Raw genomic sequence first — 17,682 nt, 5'->3', positions numbered from 1 at the left:
CAATATCACCGCTAGATTAGTGTCCAAACACCTTTTCAAACTGTTGAACAGCAATCCTCGCGTGAGTGATTGATCCGAATGCATGCGTACCGGAGGTATGCGGGACGAATGTGATATCTCCTCCACTAGCCGACCACTCTTTCGCCAGTTTTTCACCAACGTGGAATGGAATGACATCGTCGCCCTTGCTGTGAGTTAGGGTTACCGGCATAGACGGCGCGCGGTATCCGATATGTTGATCAGAAAGCATGCTCTTATATGGCTCTTTGTTGATGAACTGTTGCACTGTAGTTCCATCAATCGTGAGCTTTTCGAGTTTCTTCCCAATGAATGGAATCAAATCTTGTGTACACGCGTTGGCAGCACGTAGCATGACGTCTTTACCCTCTTTGTTAAGATCCGCAGTGAAATCAATTCCATAGCTGTGGCTGATTCCCATAAACGCGAACGCCTCAAATAGGAAGTACAAGGTTCCGTCAAGAGTCGGTGGAAGCAAAGTTAAATCAGCGGGAGCGACGCCGATTGCGGCCACCTTGAATTTCAGCTCTGGAGCATAGTTATCAGCCAGCTCGGCCGCACTTGCCGCGGCACCTCCGTCTTGGGAATATCCGTCGATGGCAAGTGGGTTTTCGGCAATGATGTCCCACCCTTTGAGTTGACGTACTGCACGCACGCTATCGAGAACCGCATGACCTTGCGAAATGCGATCCATATACGTGTGCATACCTGGAGTTCCTAGACCTTCGTAGTCAGTGACGACTACCGCGTACCCTTTCTTAAGCATCGCCTCAAAGAAGTACTGTTCGTAATCGCCGACGGCGGTATCCGCAAGTTGGCGCGATGGTGCGCACTTGTCTCCAACGCCCTGGGTGCCGGGTGCGAATGCGATGAGTGGACGCTTTCCTTGACCTTGCCACGGCGCCTTTGATTCGATGACGATGCCGCTCACCGGAATCGTCTTTCCAGTGCGGTTTTGCGAGGTGTAGAGAATCCGAGTTGCCTTAAAAGGGCCACTGGCTTTGATTCCTAGCGGATTCCAAGGGTTTTCAACAGATTCGCTACGGAGCAAAGTGCCTGGCTTATCGCCCGAAAGCTCGGGGATATTATGATAGAAAGGCAGGTAGTCATCGCCCTGCGGATCGGTTTGAGCACCAGCTTGCAGTTGGAGGGAGGATTGCGAAGGGCTTGCGTCCGCTATTGCCGACGGCGCGATGCCCGCTGCAAGCAAAGATGACAGTGCCAAACATGAAAGTATCATCGTATTTTTACGCACGATGAACTCCAATCGGTGAGAATTGAAAGTGGCTGTGGTGTATATATGCAATTTATGAGATCTATGCATGCAAATATGCACCAAACCTGGCATTGTGTTGCTTTCTGAGCAACACGTCTCAAGGTTATCGATACCTTATGTACCAAAACAAGCGTTTTGACGGATTTTTCCGATTTGTTCACTTTTAGCTACCGAGATTTTGCCGGATTTTCGTTTTTCAGCTTGACAATCATGCTGGCCAGCGGCCGGTGGGAAGCGACCTATCGACGCCACTAGGCACCGTTTCATATCTTGCGCACTATTCTACAAATGAACGAATTATTCATTCATACGTTATAAGTTCAGATATTCATGACATATATTTCATGCGCTTTGACTAACACCCACTTATGCACAGCCATATAACTACACATAAATGGCAATACTACTTTACAGATCGTTAAGTACTTAATACTATAGAAACATGAACGGTACAAATTACTCGTCAACTGCCCCACATCCGAGTTTCCGGCAAGCCTCTCTCCAAGCTCAAGCGAGTACACCTGCGTACGTGAGCTCAAAAGAAGGTTGGCTGTACCTTATCTATGCCTGCCTGATCGCTTTTCATTATGTGATAATGCTGCAACGCACCAATATTCCCTGGGGAGGAATCTTAACTACCTGCTCGAGCATCATCTTTTTGTTTGGAGGCGCCGCTTTATCTGCAAATATTATTCGGAGCAAGCGCGTCCAACCCCTCGGTTTTCGCCGTCGCAAGTTCTTTGCATTTGCGTTTCCGATAGGAGTCGCCCTGTTCGGATTATTACTCGAAGTCTTGGGCAAGACTCCACATTTCACATGGCCAGCTACTCTACTTATAGCAACAATAACAGTTGTCCCAATGACGCGCTTGGGAGTATTCATGATCAGATTGGCTCATCGATGAATCTAGTTAAGGCACGCACAGTCCTCGATTCACCAATCCATTCACCAGCCCGATTATCCATCGTGGCTCCACTGTACACAGTCGAATCAATCGATTATCAGACCCTGAAAAACGAACTCGGAATGAGCTACGCACTCCTCACGAAACACGCGACTCTCCTAGAAAACGCCGGCATCATAAGCATTAAGAAGGAGTTTTCAGGTAAAACCGCAGTCACGAGGCTAGCTTTAACCAAGCAAGGCCGCAAGGAATACGAGCTATACCTAGCAGCACTCGATACTTTGGTGCGAGGCTTCGCCCATTAGGCGCTACGTCTAGCTGCGACGTCGTCTCGCAGCTACTTGTTGCCACCAATCCACCAGCACTGGCATCGTGGCGTGGGCATTGAGCCCGCTCGGCTGCGGCAACACCCATAGCTCGCCGCCACCCAACGAAACGTGCAGGCCGCCGTCGTACTGCCTCCCTAGCTGCGCTTTTGGTTTTCGAAACGCCTCACGATACGCCATGATACCGAGAACAGCGACGACGTCGGGCTGAAGCTCCTGTGCAAGGCGCGCCAAACGTCGTCCACCCGCTTCGAGCTCAGCCCTCTTGAGCTCCGAAGCTTTCGCCGTCGCTCTATTGACCAAATTGGTGAGCGCGATCCCCTGCTCTTGCATCGCCAGTTCGTCCTCAGGCTTGAGACCAGCAGTGGCATCGACGCGATGCGGCAAAAGCCCAGCGTGGTAAAGGCTCGGCCAGAAGCGATTAGACGGCGCGGCGAAAGGCGCGTTGACCGCCGCAGTCCACAGACCAGGATTTATGCCGACGATGAGCAGCCACGGATGCGGGCAGAGGATGTCGTCGACTGTGCCGTTGACATACTGCGGCAGTTCGGCGCGGGTAGGCTTGCGTCCATTAAGTGGCGAAATTCTGGAAATCACCTAAATAGTCTAAATCATTCCGTTTAGACTATTAGCGATGCAGAAGTCGCAACACAAGTACTGGAAAACGAAAGCGACTGCTATGGACACAAGGAATCTGACGAATAGCGCCGTAAGCCCAGCACAGAGTGAGCACTTCCAACTAGACTTCTAGGTATCTGGCAAAACTATTTACGTTAGAGGAATCAGATGCTTTCAATCGCAATCGTTGGTGCAGGTCCGCGCGGCACTGCTGCGCTTTCTGCTATAGCGGCAAAAGTGACGCAACCCGTCACCGTTCATTTGTTCGGAGTTTTCAACGGCGACGGCGTCAGCGTAGCTGGTCAAGGCACGCCCTTTGACGTAACACAACCCGAATACTCGCGGTTTAATGCGCGAACGGCGATCGTTGATCAGTTCGGACCGTATCGTGCCAATCGAGTTCCTGTTTCAGACGCTAATCCCTCCAATGATCCAGCTGAATTTCATAAAAAGCTCGAAGATAGCGTCGCTTCACTTCACACCGCACCGGACTTTGACACGTGGGCAAAGAAAAAGTATCCGCAGTACGTCAACGATTTCCCTCCTCGTAAGGTCATTGGCGAGTATCTGGTCTATTGCTATGAGTACGTGAAGAAGGCTCTGCCCAAGAATATTGAACTGGTTGAACACGGCTGGGCGTCGAAAGTATCGGGCGTGCCCGGTTCTTGGCGCGTTACCACGGGAAAGCAAACTTTTACCGTTGATGAACTCTTGCTCACTGTTGGGCATTCGTTGAATCCTCCGAAACCCGTTTCGCTCGAGGATTTCGGTGGTAAAACAAGGGCTTATATTCCTTTCGCCTACCCACTTAGCATTTTGGATGATATCGACGCCGATGCCGTGGTAGCGGTGCGTGGTGCGGGACTGACGTTTATCGACGTCGCCCTTGCACTAACCGAAGGGCGTGGCGGAAAGTTCTCTGAGGACGGAAGCCAGTACGTTTCAAGCAAAAAACAGGTGAAGAAGATTTTACCGCTCGGGCTAGAAGGAATCTTCCTGGACATCAAGCCAAACATTGATGTGGTAAGGGATCTCATTGGCAAGCGCACGCTCGATGCTACGAACAAGAAAATTCGAGAGTCTGAGTCGCTCTCTGAAATCTTGGATCTCATTCGAGGCTTGACGCTGGATGTGCTTAAGAAGCTTGATTACCCTTATCCGGAGGCGATTTTCGACGGCGTTGTGGCAGGCTCGGCACCGAGCGAAGGTAATTCGCGTGGCACACTTGCAGACTCGATTGCGGCGTACGACGGCAAGCGAAAGCTCGGTGCGAAAGCCGTGTTCGCCGGCGTCTTCCTATTACTTGCAGATGCGATTTTAGATGTGCTACCAGGGAAAGAATGGCCAAATGACGAGTGGGAAACTTTCCGTAGATGGAACTCGCTAGTGGATATTTATGGATTTGGTCCGCCACCAATCAATGCACGCAAGATATTAACGCTCATCGATGCCGGAGTGATCGATACGTCGTGGCTGGATAAGAGTGTTGATGCACTTGAGCTACCAGAGTCGGTTGACGTGGTGGTTGATGGCGTACTTGCACCGGGAGGTTACTGGCCTGGCGCTTTCCCCGAGCTTGCCGAAATCGAGGACTATCTGCTCGTATGGAACGAAGACCGTAATGGCATAAGAATCGGTGAGGACGCTTCTGTTTTGGACAGTGATTTGAAGCCAGTTAACGGTTTAGCAGCATTTGGCCGAATTACTGAAGAATGGGAACTTGGAATGGACACGCTCAATTCGAGTCTGCATGGGCAGTTGCCGCTGTGGGCTGAGCGTATTCAGAATGAGGGCGTTTAACGGCGGCATCTTTACTGGTTCTCAATCAAACCGCCCCCTAGCTGCAGATTATCTATTATGATTTGCTCATGGGATTTAAATGCACAATGCTTTCATACTCGCCGACTATCCCGCGCGAGAACATCACTACCAAGCCAGAGGGCGGCGTTGAAGCCGCATCGGAGCAGATCACAAAGTATTTCGAAGGTGAATGGCGCTTCGACAGAACCGGTGATCTTGACGAGGCTTTCAACCCCACGGACGAAAGCCTCTGGGTAGGAACCTGGGGAGACACCGTCGTCTTCACCGGCGAAGAAACTTTAGGCTACCTCGTTGATGAGCCCGCCGATAATACATGGTTCTTATTTACTCGCAGCATGATGGATGCTTGCTCGTATCGGACGCCACCGAATCACCGTGGTCGCGTAGTAGATCTGGACGATTCTGCTACAGCTGAGGATAAAGTCGCAGCACTCGAGGGCGATCTGCTTCCCTTTGAGGAACCGTTTGCGCGTGGTGACCACAATTACGACGACGATCCAGAGTACGGTTATCACCCGCTCGACTTGGCAGAATCTGCCGTGTTGTGGATCTTCGGTACTGAAGGTGAAGGTGCCTCTGAAGACGAAGTAAGTGCCGCAATTACGCCGATCGACCCGGAAAAAATTATCCTTCATAGGTTTGTGCCAGCTGGTACGCCGGAGCGTTCTAAATCGGCCGGTGGCAAGAAGAAAGGATTCTTCAGCCGATTGTTTGGTTAGAATTAGCCTTTCTTAATTGGTGGATGTGCGTCGGAGAAATCCGGCGCACGTCTGTATGTTTGGGTTAATAGACAAAATGTGGGTCTAATGCGGGCGTGTCGTTAGCTTCGAATCCATCCTTTTCGGATGGTGAGGCTGTTTTCCCATGGTTGTTCGTGATCGATGGCGTTGTCGATTTCGGCGGGCTGGTCGGAGTCGGGTTTGTGTTTGGATGCTGGCCGGGCTTGCCGAGTGTTGGTGATGAAGGTTTCTAAGGGTTGGCGGTTAATGGACCGGTTGTAGAGCCAGTAGTCCAAGGCGGTGAGCATGTGGTCTTCTGACCAGCCACGGTGAGTGTGCAGGAAGCCTTTCAACGGCGCGTTGATGCCTCCTTCGAGCGGGTTCGTCGTCGCTGATAAGGGCTGGACGGTGGTGATATCTGGGTTAAGGAACGTGAAGAGCGCCCCGTCTTTAATATGCCGGTCAAGGGAGCGAACCATACGCCGTGTGGCGTGGTGGGTGTACCACCAGGACTTATTGTTGACCGTGAACTTGGGTACCTGTGAAGGTGACACGGTGTGCTTGTAGGTACGTTCGGCCAGCCACTGATCGTAAAGGCTATGAAAGACCGATAGGCCTTTTTGCTACTCGATCGCTTCCTCGGCGGTGGTGATTTTCATCAGGTTCAAGGCAAGCTTGTACAACGCTTTATGCTGCTTGATACGCGGCCTAGAGGTGGTGATACGACGGATATTGCGTTGGATATGGACCAAGCATCGCTGAACGTGTGTGGTAGGCCAGCAGGCTTTGATCGCGGCTAGTGCTCCGCGTTGGCCGTCGGTGGTGACCACCTGGGGTGCGGGGATGTGTTTGAGTAACGCTGTGTAGGCGGCTTTGGATTCTTGATTACATAGTTGATAGTCGATGACCCCATCGGTAGTTGCTGCGATCAGAACACACCAGCCGTGAGCGATATAGGTCCCGTCGATGAAGACTTGGTCATACACCTCCCCGGTAGGTTCCCAGACCGGACGGGTATCCCAACACCAGGCATGGTCCCGATCCCAGGTCCGTAGCGAGCCAGCCAAGCGGCGTTTGGGTTCGGTGTCGGTGACATAGTCACAAAACTCGCGGAATTGCGCTAGTTTTTGCTGGTCTGTGCGGGTGGAGGTGAAACTATAGCGGCAATTTTTGCAGTACCAGCGTTGGCTACCAGCTGCTGTTTTGCCTTTCTTCTTACATGGTTCATCACAAATCGGGCAGCGACGGGCACGCGGATTAAAAGACTTCACCCCACGCACATAACCCGGCCAGATTCAAGCAAGCAACAAGATTAAGCCCGAAACCCATAATGATGCCTACTTTCGCCTACCACAACAACGAAAAACCCGACCTTAAGACCCACGTTTTGTCTATTAACCCACGAAGTGTCTGCCCAGCAAAACCAGTAAATAGATAGAAAATTGGCACCCAAATGAACCCGATCAACGATTTCAGGAGAAAACAGTCCCCAGCACGGCCTACTCAGCTCAACACCTTATTTTCATTGTGCCAAGATCCGGTGTTGAATAAAACGAGCGATATTGTGCTGATTTTGCTCCCAGATCACGCTTCCAGGAATCGACAGTCCACCGTGTACACTGCCGGCGCACATCCACAGCTCGGTCTCCACACCCGCGTCTGTTAAACGGGTGGCAAGGTTGATGCCTTCGTCGCGCAACGGATCAGCAGAATTGACGACGACGCACATCGGCGGCACCTCACAAGCCTCAGGCAACCGATAAACGCTGCACTCCGCGACTTGCGACTCTATCATTGACACATCTGCGCTTTGTGCACTGCGAACGCTCAAAAAGTGCGCCCATGCTCCCTCGCTCGCTTGGCGATCCCACACTGGCCCGTTTCGATACGTCACCCACGAAAGCGAATTCATATACGGTTCAAGACACGGCTCCATCGCCACAAAACACTTCACGCGAGTGCGCACATCCACCGGAATATCTTGTGTGAACATCTGCAAACCGGTACCAGCGCCTGCCGAATCACCATAAACAATGAGCTGCGCATCTGGGTACTTTTGTGCCAGGTAAACCAGGGTCGCCGCGGCGTCTTGCGCATTAGCAGGATACGGATGCTCCGGGGCGAGACGGTAATCGGGCGAAGCTATGAGCACTTTCGCAACGTGACCTGCGGCGTCGGGACATTCCAGATCGGAAACTAAACGCAACAAATCGACGTGGCGCTCGTCGTCGAACTGCGGACGCCCTGAAACATAGCCGCCGCCATGCAAAGACAAAATGACGACGCGCGGTTCGTCACTATTGCTAACGATACGCACCTTTCTCCCTACAACGTCCGTTTCAGACAGATTTATGCCTTCCGGCCAGGCAATTGAGGAACTGAACATTGTGTTAGCGCGGGCGCGCAGTTTTAGCACATCACGCATATCTTGAGCAGGCGTATTAGCCACCACTTCGACCATGTCTGGGCGAATATACGGCGTCGGTACCTGCGATTCAGCCGAGACTAGCTCATCGAGAAAATCCTCAACCGCCGCGAAGAACGTCTGTGGCTGGTCGCGGCGCACCGTGTGGCTCGCCTGCGCAATACGCACCACTTTCAGGTGCGGACTCGTCAAGGAATCCGTGCGGGCGGCATCGAGGAGGATGTCATCGCCGTCGCCCGAAACGACGAGGGCGGGCACAACAAGGCGATCAAGCGCAGCAATATCAGACAAACCCACAACTCCCGTTTCCACAAAGGAACGATCTACCTGCGCTTTTGCCTGCGCCCACGCGGTACATTCTGGTTGCGTCCAGCGCGGATATTCGGCTCTGAGCTCAGCAATCGCTTTAGTTGGGTTCTCACTCACGTATTGCGTTTGCTCAACGAGGTATGGCGCGTTTTCTAAGTAGCGTTGCTGCTGTTCGGGCGTCAGTAACGCCGGATCTTCAAGGACGACGCCGTGGAACCACTGCGGATGACGAACGGCCAGTTGCGTGGTGATCGCGCCGCCCATCGAGTGCCCAAGCGCAACCACTTTGTGATGCAAAGAGCTTTCAAGGATATGGGAAACCGTGGCCTCAGCAGCTGCCACGGCGGCCGCAAAAGGATTAGAAAGCTCATCTTTTGTGAAACGAGGCGATATACCGTGCCCAAGAGAGTCAATGAGCACGACGCGCCAGCGAGAACCGAAACGAGTGGCGATGTCTACAAGCGAAGCGGCATTATCCGTAACCCCGTGAAATGCAATAATCGTGCCGTTAACTTGATTTCCTGATTCGTAATAGGCGAGACGATGGTTAGACATATGACGCTCCTTACTTAGCGACGCGATCAACTTTGAGTCGCGTATAGTAATGATCTTCCGTTTCGTGATGGATATAAGCACCCACGTTGAGCTGCACTTTTAGTGAGGAAGGATTCGACTTGTAGCAGGAGAAATAGATTTCATCGTCATTGAAATCCGGCATTTTCACTAGCTCTTGCACAGCGAGCTTGAGACCCGCCGTCGCCAAACCGCGCCCACGAAAATCGGGGTGGATTGCGTAGCCAATGTGCCCACCGCCGTCGCGAAGAAAATCGGTGAGAAAGTGCCTCACCTTAAACAGGCCGACGACGCGATCGTCGTCCCACAAGAAAAAATAGGTGTCGGGCACGTAACCTTGCGGAAGATTTCTTCCCTTGGAGGCGTCGAGCCTGCTAGGAATGGCTTTCTGTACAAAATCCTCGTACGAATATTCCTCATAAGGATTCTCAAAGCCGTCGGCGCTCGGGCACGCGACGAGGAATTCGTACTGCTGGCGGGCGTCCGCGGCATTAAGGGGTTTGAGAGTGAGCATGGGCCTCCTCGCCGATTAGCGGAACTTCTGTTATCGAGTTTACACAGGCGCGCGTGGAAGGTGCGAATTTGCACGTAATTTTCTGCCGTTCAACACCAAAATAACGCCCGAAGCGAAGCGCCATATCCACAGCGATCGCGCGCTTACTATAGCACGCTTGCCATGGGTGATCTCACTATTGGCATCGCCTCGCCTTATGGTAAAATAGTTTAATATTCAACTACTTTAGGAGAAATTATGGATTTTGGTATTTTTACAGTCGGTGATGTTACTACTGATCCCGTCAACGGAACGACGCCTAGCGAGCATGAACGCATCAAGAACACGGTAACTATTGCCAAGCATGCCGAAGCAGCGGGTCTTGATGTTTTTGCTACTGGCCAGCATCACAATCCACCCTTTGCTGCGCCGGCAAATCCTCCAGTCCTTTTGGCGTATCTAGCAGCACAAACATCAAAGATTAAACTCTCAACGTCAACCACTCTGATCACCACCACAGATCCTGTGCGCATTGCTGAAGATTACTCCTATCTTCAGCACCTAGTCGGCGGTCGTATCGATCTGATGATGGGTCGCGGCAACACTGGCCCCGTCTACCCATGGTTTGGCAAAGACATCCGAAACGGCATAAACCTCGCCATCGAAAACTACAACCTCCTTCACCGTTTATGGCGTGAAGAGAACGTGGATTGGGAAGGAAAATTCCGCACTCCACTCCAAGGTTTTACAGCAACACCACGCCCGCTCGACGACGTCGCCCCGTTCGTATGGCACGGTTCAATTCGATCCCCCGAAATTGCGGAGCAAGCGGCATATTATGGGGACGGTTTCTTCCACAACAACATCTTCTGGCCAACTTCGCACACCAAGAGATTGGTTAATCTCTACCGCCAGCGGTACGAAAAATACGGGCACGGCAAAGCACACCAAGCATTCGTTGGCCTTGGCGGTCAGGTGTTCATTCGCAAAAATTCTCAAGATGCCATCAATGAATTCCGTCCATACTTCGACGTCGCGCCGGTCTACGGCCACGGACCATCATTGGAAGAGTTCATGGAGCAAACGCCGCTAACCGTTGGATCTCCAGATCAAATTATTGAACGATACCTGTCGTTCCACGACTGGGCTGGTGACTATCAGCGGCAATTATTCCTCATTGATCACGCTGGTCTGCCGCTCAAAACAGTTTTGGAGCAGATCGATATTTTGGCTGAAGAAGTGGTTCCCGTTCTTCGTCGTGAATACGCTGCGCGCAAGTCGCCCGACGTGCCCGACGCACCGAACCACGAGTGGCTCCTCGAGCGCCACCGCGCTGGAAACGACCCAATACCAGGAGGACGCCAATGAAAATCGTTGCCGTATGGACGGGACTTAGCGAAGAATCAGCTACTACCCGCCTTGCCGAACGCATGATAAAGAGCGCTATTGAGCGTTTTACTGCAGCCGGTAAGGATGTGCAGGTAACGCGAATCAATATTCGCGAAATTGCCGCTTCACTTACTAAAATGACGCTCACACCAGCTCCATTTCCCGATGTTGAAGCCGCTTTCGCCGCCGTCAAAGAAGCTGACGCAGTGATTACCGTAACTCCGATTTACAAGGCTGCTCCCGTAGCACTCCACACCCTGTTCTGGCAGTTGATTGACGACGCCGCACTTGCCGGAACGCCTGTAGCTATCGGCGCAACGGGTGGCACCGCGCGTCATAGTCTTGCCGTGGATACGAGCTTGCGCCCGATTCTTTCTTATCTCAAAGCAAGCGTTACGCCCACATCCGTCTTTGCCGCCACCGCTGACTGGGGATCGACTGATTCGAATAGGCGACTTGCTGCGCGTATCGAATCGGTTATTGATGAACTTTTGCCGAATATGGCGCGCGTATCACGCGAAGAACGCCAGGCAGAACGGATAGCAGACGAATACGACCCCGACGGCGTCGTACCTTTTGCTCAACTGCTTGCTCAATAACGCGACCTTGGCGTTTACGAGACGCGGATACGTCAACCAAAGTCTCGTAAACTTATGCCAAGTGTCCCCACGAGTACCTCATTCGGCCGAACAGCACAATGAGCCTAATAAACATGAGTAAATTCCTCGAAAATGAAGGCGTTGCACCTCAAGACATTTTCATCTCAGGCAACTTGTAGAGGCTGGATTGCAGCCACTTGATCAGCAACGCGATCCTGCGCCAGCTCAAGATCGTAGCGACTCTGCAAGTTGAGCCAAAACTGTGGTTCAACACCAAAGTAGCGCCCCAAGCGAAGCGCCGTATCCGCAGTGATCGCGCGCTTACCATGGACGATCTCGTTAATCCGCCGCGGCGGAACCCCTATCGAGACGGCCAATTTATGCTGTGTAATACCGAAGCCCTCAATGAAGTCTTCCATTAAAATCTCGCCCGGATGGATCGGGGCGTAAAGTTTGTTAGTCATAGTGCACCTCAATGATAGTCCTCGATAATCACATTCTCAGGCCCAGCGTCGGTCCACTTTCACACCGTGTCACCGCTGGTGAAGCAGTTGATCACCTCTCCAATTTAACACCCATGACGCAATGCGTTAATAACGCTACGCGTTAAACCTGAACTCGACCACATTTATGCACGCACATTCATGTGTGCAAGCACTTCTCGCTTTGCCACTTCTAAACCCAACAAATAATTCTAGACACCCAAAAACAAGGTAACTTGCGACCCGCATCGAAAATCATGAGTCCACACCAGGCAACAAGCTTGATCTTGACGCAGTTCATCAACATCAGCACGCCGTCAGTGCCCGAGAAACACATCGGCGATAGACTTAAAATATGAAGAATCCAGTTCACCACATTGAGCTGTGGACCAACGATCTTGAGACAACATCTGCGTCGTTCGACTGGCTTCTCCCTCTTCTCGGGTGGGAGGCACAGCATGATCCAAGCTGGCCGCAGGGTCGAACTTGGCACCACTCAAGTGGGTCATACATCGTGCTCGAACAATCCCTTGCTGTGTCGGGTCTACACGACCGTATGAGGGCTGGGCTCAATCATCTTGCACTTCGCGCATCCGATCACGAGCAACTAGATCAGCTACGCGCCAACTGCGTCGCGTATGGCTGGACTGAATTGTTTGCGGATGACTATCCGCATGCGGGCGGTCCGGACCACACAGCACTGTACATCGAGAATACTGAGGGTTTCGAGCTGGAAATTGTCGTCGATTGAGCATCGAAAAATCGCGCGAATCTCCCCACAGCTTCGCAGTGCCCGAGATCGCCTCGCTATCTAGCTAATACCTCTATAGCCATCCCGAAGCACCTCAATGAGATCCCACACCGGGAAGAGAAAAACGACCCATCGTCTCTACCGGAGACAGTGGATCGCTTTCCTAGAGTTTTAGTAAAAAACTACACGTTAAACCTGAACTCCACCACATCGCCGTCGTGCATGACGTAATCCTTGCCCTCCATACGCAATTTTCCGTGCGCACGTGCCTCGGCAATCGACCCGAACTCCACCAAATCTTCGAACGAAACGACCTCCGCTTTAATAAAGCCACGCTCGAAATCGGTATGAATCACGCCCGCAGCCTGCGGCGCCGTCCAGCCCTTACGAATCGTCCACGCACGCGCTTCCTTTGGCCCCGCCGTCAGATACGTCTGCAAGCCAAGCGTCTCGAAGCCAACGCGCGCGAGCTGATCAAGCCCCGATTCTTCCTGACCGGACTCAAGAAGCATCTCCCGCGCTTCGTCTTCTTCCAGCTCAACTAGCTCAGATTCAAACTTCGCGTCCAAGAAAATCGCTTCCGCGGGTGCAACAAGCTCACGCAACTTCGCCTGCATGTCTTTGTCCGCCAGTCCGTCGTCGTCGGTATTAAAAACGTAAATGAAAGGCTTGGACGTCATGAGCTGGAACGACTTGAGAATATCCTGGTCAAGGTCGCCACCGGCAGACGAAAGTGTCTTGCCCTGCTCGAGAATCGCGAGCGCCGCCTGCGCCGTCTCCACCACTTCCTTGTCGATCTTCTTGCCCGTAAGCTCCTTCTGCAAACGCGGGAGCTGCTTTTCGAGCGTCTGAATGTCGGCGAGCACGAGTTCCGTGGTGATCGTTTCGATGTCCGACGCCGGATCCACGCGTCCGTCCACGTGCGTCACGTCTGGATCGGCAAAAGCACGAGTGACCTGGCAAATCGCATCGGCTTCGCGGATATTGGCGAGGAACTGGTTTCCAAGACCTTCACCCTCCGAAGCTCCACGCACAATACCTGCAATATCAACGAAAGACACGGTTGCGGGAAGAATTTTCTGGCTGTTAAAGATCTCCGCCAGTTTGTTAAGACGCTCATCAGGGAGCGGAACAATTCCCACATTCGGCTCAATCGTGGCAAACGGATAGTTTGCTGCGAGCACGGTTGCGCGGGTAAGAGCGTTGAATAGTGTTGATTTGCCGACGTTGGGCAGTCCTGCGATTCCAATTGTTAAAGCCACACGAACAGTCTAGTTGGGATCGCGGCTTTCGGGGTAATTCAAAACGTGTCGATAAAATCGAAAAAATCGACACGTTTATACGACGTGTCGAAAGAATCGACATATTATCGACACATCCAACCGGACACCATTTTTGGCAGGAGGCACAAACTAGACTGAAACCATGACGATCAACATTCCTGTTCTTATGCTACTTTTACTGCTCACAGCTATAGCTGGCGGGCTCGGCGGCTATAGCTTCGCTCACAGTCGGGCACGAAGTCGCGAGTCGGAGCTGTCCCAGCAGCTCTCGGCTTCACGCGAGCAACTCCTCATCACTTCCGGCAAGCTCGAGCGATTAGAAACCGAAAATACTGAACTCATCGAACGTTTTGGTGAAGATTCTTCGATCTTGCAGGTGCTCTCCCCTATCGTGAAGCAACTTGACGATGTAAACCAGCAAGTCCAGCGCCTAGATCAACGCACGATTGCGCACAACACACAAGTGCTCACTCATCTTCAGAACGACGCGCGGGTGCAAGCTGAGCTTTCACACACCACGGCTTCTCTCAATGCGGCTTTACGTTCAACGTCGGCCCGGGGAAACTGGGGCGAAGTGCAGCTAAAGCGGCTCGTTGAAGCTGCTGGAATGCTTGAACGCGTCGATTTTGACGTGCAGACCACCTCAGCGAAATTCGCTTTCCCTGCATCAAGCAGTGCGGCTGCGGCTCCGGCAGAAAAATCTCGACTGCGCCCAGATGCCATCATTCATCTTCCTGGAGGTGGGCATATCGCTATCGACGCAAAAACGCCCATGGACGCGTTCTTACGCGCACAAGAAATCGATACATCACAACTAGCAGGAGCACAAGAGCGCAATGAACTGCTCAAAAAGCACGCAAAGGCAGTACAAAGTCATATACAAGCCCTGGTAAAACGCAATTATCCCGGCGATTTTCCCGATTCCCCGCAAATCACTGTCATGTTTTTACCATCCGAAGGTCTCCTGGCCGAAGCACTCGAAGCAGACGCAGCTTTGCTTGAATCTGCGCTGCGTACGGGTATCGTCCCCACCTCGCCTAGTTCACTACTGGCATTGCTCCGCGCTGTAGCTTCCGTGTGGTCATCCGCTGCGGCATCCGAAGAAGCACGTGAGATAGTCAATCTGGGTCGCACGCTCGTAGAACGACTCAATACCGTGGTCAAACACCTGGGATCACTTGGGAAATCACTCGGAAGCTCGGTCGATAGCTACAACAAAGCTATAGCTTCACTCGAATCGCGCGTGCTGGTCACTGCTCGTAAATTCGATTCACTTGATACCCAAGCCCTTGAAATAGCGCCACCACCAGCACAATTAGCTACAAGTGACACCACAATCCGCCTCCCGAAAGAGCTTGCGTGAATTACAAAAGCTTCCCAGCTCACGAACACCTTGCGAATCACAAAAGCTTTGCGGCTCACAAGATCTTTCGTGAATCACAAGTACAAGATCTTTCGTGAATCACAAGTACTTGCTCGCTTCGCGGCGCGTGAGCGCCGCGGCCGAGTGCTTATCTAAGAATGCAGCTACCCAACTCGGATTAGTCTTGGAGTATTCACGCAGCGACCAGCCGATTGCTTTTTGGATAAAGAACTCATCACCAAATTCTGTACCCGGCAAATTCTTCACCAAAATCTGTTCAAACAGTTCAGTATCGGTATCCTCCCGAAAATGCAGCTGGTGATCAATCGCAATTCGACGAGTCCAGAAATTCGAATCCTCAGCCCAAGCGAGCATTACGTCTTTGGCCTGCGCATCCTTGCGCACAATGTCACCAACAATTCGATGCAAGGCATCAACAGTATCCCACCAGGATTTCGATTCAACCAGCGTCTTTATCCGTGGCAAATCAGCCAGCCCCAACAGATGCGACACCTGGCGCAGATAATCAGCAGCCACGTACTGGAATTCGCGTTGCGGCAAAGCCCAGCACATCGAAATAAAACTCCAGTCCGCATGAGGATCGCGCCGTGCCACTTTGAAAAATGGCTTCGAGATAGCCTTGCGCTCAGGAGTTTTCACACCAAGAAAAGCGAACTGGTCACGCATATATTTCTGCATACCAATCGCATTTTCACGATCTGCAGCAGCCATCAACTGCGCAACTAGAAGCGCACCGTCCATCGAGGTATCAAACGCCTCACCAGCGAAAACTGGATCAATCGGCGTCTGTGCCACCACGCCGTCTAGCGCATCAAAAGGTGAACTAAGCGCACCAGCACGCAAATCATCCATACTCATACTCGCCCCTAATCACACCTAATCACATCGAACGATTAGCGCGCGCATTCGAAATCTTTGCGTTCTTATCGCGCGCTTTGTGAGGGCGATCCACCTCAGCGCCAGTCGCTTTTAAATCAGCCCGCAGATTCTTCGGCAAAGAAAAACGCACGTCCTCTTGCGCAGTTGCAACATTCTCCACTTCGGTAAAACCAGCAGCCTTCAAAACGTCCACAACATCACGCACCAAAATCTCAGGCACAGAAGCTCCGGACGTCACTCCCACCGTCTTGGCATTCGCAAACCAATCGGCACACACTTCACTCGCCTTGTCAACGCGATAAGCAGCGCCAGCTCCAGCTTCCAAAGCAACTTCCACCAAGCGCACCGAATTCGAAGAATTCGCCGAACCCACCACAATCACCACATCAGACTGCGGCGCCATCGCTTTCACAGCCCCCTGTCGGTTCTGCGTCGCGTAACAAATATCGTCCGAGGGTGGATCGATCAGATTCGGGAAACGCTCACGAAGCAACTCCACAGTTTTCAGCGTCTCGTCCACCGAAAGCGTCGTCTGTGAAATCCACACCACACGATTCGGATCACGCACCTGAACTGCAGCAACGTCCTCCGGGCCATTCACAACCTGAATATGCTCGGGAGCTTCCCCTTGGGTGCCCTCCACCTCTTCATGCCCCTCATGTCCAATAAGTAAAATATCGAAGTCTTCATCAGCAAAGCGCACCGCCTGCTTATGTACTTTAGTTACCAGCGGACACGTCGCGTCAATCGTGAATAACGAACGCTGCGCAGCCTGCTCGTGCACCGCAGGCGACACTCCATGCGCAGAAAATACGACGCGCGCACCTTCAGGCACCTCATCAGTGTCATGTACAAAAATCGCGCCCCGCTCAGTGAGAGTTTCCACCACAAATTTATTGTGTACGATCTCTTTGCGCACATACACAGGAGCGCCATACAACTCAAGCGCTTTCTCAACTGCGTCTACAGCTCGATCCACTCCGGCACAGTAACCACGCGGCGTCGCAAGCAGTATTTTCTTTCCCTCCGACGACGGCTCCGAGGGAACGTCCGCAGGAAACGCTGAAGCTCCCGCCAAAGAAATAGCCCGGCTATCTCTAACAGCCTGCGTACCTTTAACCCCCTGAGCTTCATTAACACTCTGCACAGATTCGTCCTGCTCAACACATGACGTGTTGTGAGCTGCCGCGCTAGATACGTCGTTCAACTGTTGCGCCAAAGTTTCCTCATTTCATCGCGCGCTTTTCAAATTTTGACCGAGCCTCGATCAAGCGTTATTTGAGCTGCGTCTCTTTGAGAACGTGAGTTGGACACGCTCATCGAAGCCTGTCATTCGTCCTAATTAGATCGTAGTTCAAATACTTGATGCCGCGCACAACCAACCGGTCAAAACCACACGGTACGTCACACGTGCCACAAATTTCGCAGTTCCA

General features: G+C 52.3%; 18 protein-coding genes. 8 read left to right on the top strand and 10 right to left on the bottom strand.

Annotated features, from left to right (window positions below; translation table 11 throughout):
- Nucleotides 1–16: 16 nt before the first annotated feature.
- A complete protein-coding gene (locus tag JOD55_RS09225) occupies nt 17–1,273 on the bottom strand; it encodes a lipase family protein (protein ID WP_204398669.1) in 1,257 nt (418 codons plus the stop codon).
- Between the two features lie 463 nt (nt 1,274–1,736).
- On the opposite strand from JOD55_RS09225, the gene JOD55_RS03380 reads away from it, so the two are divergent.
- The gene (locus tag JOD55_RS03380) at nt 1,737–2,198 is read left to right on the top strand and encodes a hypothetical protein (RefSeq protein ID WP_204398667.1); all 462 of its coding nucleotides are present in this window, start codon (nt 1,737–1,739) and stop codon (nt 2,196–2,198) included.
- Nucleotides 2,195–2,503 carry a transcriptional regulator gene (locus JOD55_RS03375; RefSeq protein WP_204398665.1) on the top strand — a complete coding sequence of 103 codons (309 nt, stop codon included), beginning with the start codon at nt 2,195–2,197 and terminating at the stop codon, nt 2,501–2,503. Before JOD55_RS03380 ends, JOD55_RS03375 begins: the two co-directional genes overlap by 4 nt.
- 9 nt (nt 2,504–2,512) lie before the next feature.
- Here JOD55_RS03375 and JOD55_RS03370 read toward each other — a convergent pair whose 3' ends face one another.
- Complete coding sequence (locus tag JOD55_RS03370; protein WP_338022187.1) at nt 2,513–3,121, bottom strand: mismatch-specific DNA-glycosylase; 609 nt, start codon at nt 3,119–3,121, stop codon at nt 2,513–2,515.
- Between the two features lie 189 nt (nt 3,122–3,310).
- Here JOD55_RS03370 and JOD55_RS03365 point away from each other — a divergent pair, with 189 nt between their 5' ends.
- Both JOD55_RS03365 and JOD55_RS03360 read left to right on the top strand, forming a co-directional pair.
- On the top strand, nt 3,311–4,942 hold the full coding sequence (locus tag JOD55_RS03365; RefSeq protein ID WP_204398664.1) for an FAD/NAD(P)-binding protein: 1,632 nt from the start codon (nt 3,311–3,313) through the stop codon (nt 4,940–4,942).
- 68 nt (nt 4,943–5,010) lie between these two features.
- The gene (locus tag JOD55_RS03360; protein WP_204398663.1) at nt 5,011–5,682 is read left to right on the top strand and encodes a DUF6928 family protein; all 672 of its coding nucleotides are present in this window, start codon (nt 5,011–5,013) and stop codon (nt 5,680–5,682) included.
- A 101-nt stretch (nt 5,683–5,783) separates the two neighbouring features.
- Here JOD55_RS03360 and JOD55_RS03355 read toward each other — a convergent pair whose 3' ends face one another.
- The 4 genes from JOD55_RS03355 to JOD55_RS03340 form a co-directional block, all read right to left on the bottom strand.
- A complete protein-coding gene (locus JOD55_RS03355; protein ID WP_204398662.1) occupies nt 5,784–6,236 on the bottom strand; it encodes a hypothetical protein in 453 nt (150 codons plus the stop codon).
- Nucleotides 6,237–6,305: 69 nt separating this feature from the next.
- On the bottom strand, nt 6,306–6,953 hold the full coding sequence (locus JOD55_RS03350) for an IS1/IS1595 family N-terminal zinc-binding domain-containing protein (protein ID WP_204398661.1): 648 nt from the start codon (nt 6,951–6,953) through the stop codon (nt 6,306–6,308).
- Between the two features lie 251 nt (nt 6,954–7,204).
- The gene (locus JOD55_RS03345; protein ID WP_204398660.1) at nt 7,205–8,971 is read right to left on the bottom strand and encodes an alpha/beta hydrolase; all 1,767 of its coding nucleotides are present in this window, start codon (nt 8,969–8,971) and stop codon (nt 7,205–7,207) included.
- A 10-nt stretch (nt 8,972–8,981) separates the two neighbouring features.
- Nucleotides 8,982–9,503 carry a GNAT family N-acetyltransferase gene (locus JOD55_RS03340; protein ID WP_204398659.1) on the bottom strand — a complete coding sequence of 174 codons (522 nt, stop codon included), beginning with the start codon at nt 9,501–9,503 and terminating at the stop codon, nt 8,982–8,984.
- Nucleotides 9,504–9,740: 237 nt separating this feature from the next.
- Between JOD55_RS03340 and JOD55_RS03335 the strand changes: the two genes are divergently transcribed.
- Nucleotides 9,741–10,850 (top strand): CE1758 family FMN-dependent luciferase-like monooxygenase, encoded by a 1,110-nt coding sequence (locus JOD55_RS03335; protein ID WP_204398657.1) that lies wholly within the window; start codon nt 9,741–9,743, stop codon nt 10,848–10,850.
- Nucleotides 10,847–11,470, top strand: coding sequence for a CE1759 family FMN reductase (locus tag JOD55_RS03330; RefSeq protein ID WP_204398655.1), 624 nt, complete (start codon nt 10,847–10,849; stop codon nt 11,468–11,470). The genes JOD55_RS03335 and JOD55_RS03330 overlap by 4 nt, the downstream gene beginning before the upstream one ends.
- A 164-nt stretch (nt 11,471–11,634) precedes the next feature.
- Here the strand turns inward: JOD55_RS03330 and JOD55_RS03325 are convergent, their stop codons facing one another.
- Entirely contained in the window at nt 11,635–11,934 is a 300-nt protein-coding gene (locus JOD55_RS03325; RefSeq protein ID WP_204398649.1) for a HigA family addiction module antitoxin, read from the bottom strand.
- Nucleotides 11,935–12,307: 373 nt separating this feature from the next.
- Between JOD55_RS03325 and JOD55_RS03320 the strand changes: the two genes are divergently transcribed.
- The gene (locus JOD55_RS03320; RefSeq protein ID WP_204398646.1) at nt 12,308–12,703 is read left to right on the top strand and encodes a VOC family protein; all 396 of its coding nucleotides are present in this window, start codon (nt 12,308–12,310) and stop codon (nt 12,701–12,703) included.
- A gap of 182 nt (nt 12,704–12,885) precedes the next feature.
- Here the strand turns inward: JOD55_RS03320 and ychF are convergent, their stop codons facing one another.
- Nucleotides 12,886–13,965 (bottom strand): redox-regulated ATPase YchF, encoded by a 1,080-nt coding sequence (gene ychF / locus JOD55_RS03315; RefSeq protein ID WP_204398637.1) that lies wholly within the window; start codon nt 13,963–13,965, stop codon nt 12,886–12,888.
- Between the two features lie 163 nt (nt 13,966–14,128).
- On the opposite strand from ychF, the gene JOD55_RS03310 reads away from it, so the two are divergent.
- On the top strand, nt 14,129–15,349 hold the full coding sequence (locus tag JOD55_RS03310; protein WP_204398635.1) for a DNA recombination protein RmuC: 1,221 nt from the start codon (nt 14,129–14,131) through the stop codon (nt 15,347–15,349).
- Between the two features lie 99 nt (nt 15,350–15,448).
- Here JOD55_RS03310 and JOD55_RS03305 read toward each other — a convergent pair whose 3' ends face one another.
- Complete coding sequence (locus JOD55_RS03305) at nt 15,449–16,228, bottom strand: DNA alkylation repair protein (RefSeq protein WP_239538952.1); 780 nt, start codon at nt 16,226–16,228, stop codon at nt 15,449–15,451.
- Nucleotides 16,229–16,250: 22 nt separating this feature from the next.
- Complete coding sequence (locus JOD55_RS03300) at nt 16,251–17,327, bottom strand: 4-hydroxy-3-methylbut-2-enyl diphosphate reductase (protein WP_239539079.1); 1,077 nt, start codon at nt 17,325–17,327, stop codon at nt 16,251–16,253.
- Between the last annotated feature and the right edge of the window lie 355 nt (nt 17,328–17,682).

Source organism: Arcanobacterium pluranimalium (genome assembly GCF_016907845.1).
Classification (GTDB): domain Bacteria; phylum Actinomycetota; class Actinomycetes; order Actinomycetales; family Actinomycetaceae; genus Arcanobacterium_A; species Arcanobacterium_A pluranimalium.
This window is presented reverse-complemented; position numbering and strand designations above follow the sequence as displayed.

What these genes read in the sequence shown, in the direction of transcription:
- JOD55_RS03320 (WP_204398646.1), top strand. Translation starts at nt 12,308, where the DNA reads ATGAAGAATCCAGTTCACCACATTGAGCTGTGGACCAACGATCTTGAG.
- JOD55_RS03345 (WP_204398660.1), bottom strand. Translation starts at nt 8,971, where the DNA reads ATGTCTAACCATCGTCTCGCCTATTACGAATCAGGAAATCAAGTTAAC.
- JOD55_RS03310 (WP_204398635.1), top strand. Translation starts at nt 14,129, where the DNA reads ATGACGATCAACATTCCTGTTCTTATGCTACTTTTACTGCTCACAGCT.
- JOD55_RS03365 (WP_204398664.1), top strand. Translation starts at nt 3,311, where the DNA reads ATGCTTTCAATCGCAATCGTTGGTGCAGGTCCGCGCGGCACTGCTGCG.
- JOD55_RS03305 (WP_239538952.1), bottom strand. Translation starts at nt 16,228, where the DNA reads ATGAGTATGGATGATTTGCGTGCTGGTGCGCTTAGTTCACCTTTTGAT.
- JOD55_RS03325 (WP_204398649.1), bottom strand. Translation starts at nt 11,934, where the DNA reads ATGACTAACAAACTTTACGCCCCGATCCATCCGGGCGAGATTTTAATG.
- JOD55_RS03340 (WP_204398659.1), bottom strand. Translation starts at nt 9,503, where the DNA reads ATGCTCACTCTCAAACCCCTTAATGCCGCGGACGCCCGCCAGCAGTAC.
- JOD55_RS03375 (WP_204398665.1), top strand. Translation starts at nt 2,195, where the DNA reads ATGAATCTAGTTAAGGCACGCACAGTCCTCGATTCACCAATCCATTCA.
- JOD55_RS03330 (WP_204398655.1), top strand. Translation starts at nt 10,847, where the DNA reads ATGAAAATCGTTGCCGTATGGACGGGACTTAGCGAAGAATCAGCTACT.
- JOD55_RS03335 (WP_204398657.1), top strand. Translation starts at nt 9,741, where the DNA reads ATGGATTTTGGTATTTTTACAGTCGGTGATGTTACTACTGATCCCGTC.
- JOD55_RS03360 (WP_204398663.1), top strand. Translation starts at nt 5,011, where the DNA reads ATGGGATTTAAATGCACAATGCTTTCATACTCGCCGACTATCCCGCGC.
- JOD55_RS03380 (WP_204398667.1), top strand. Translation starts at nt 1,737, where the DNA reads ATGAACGGTACAAATTACTCGTCAACTGCCCCACATCCGAGTTTCCGG.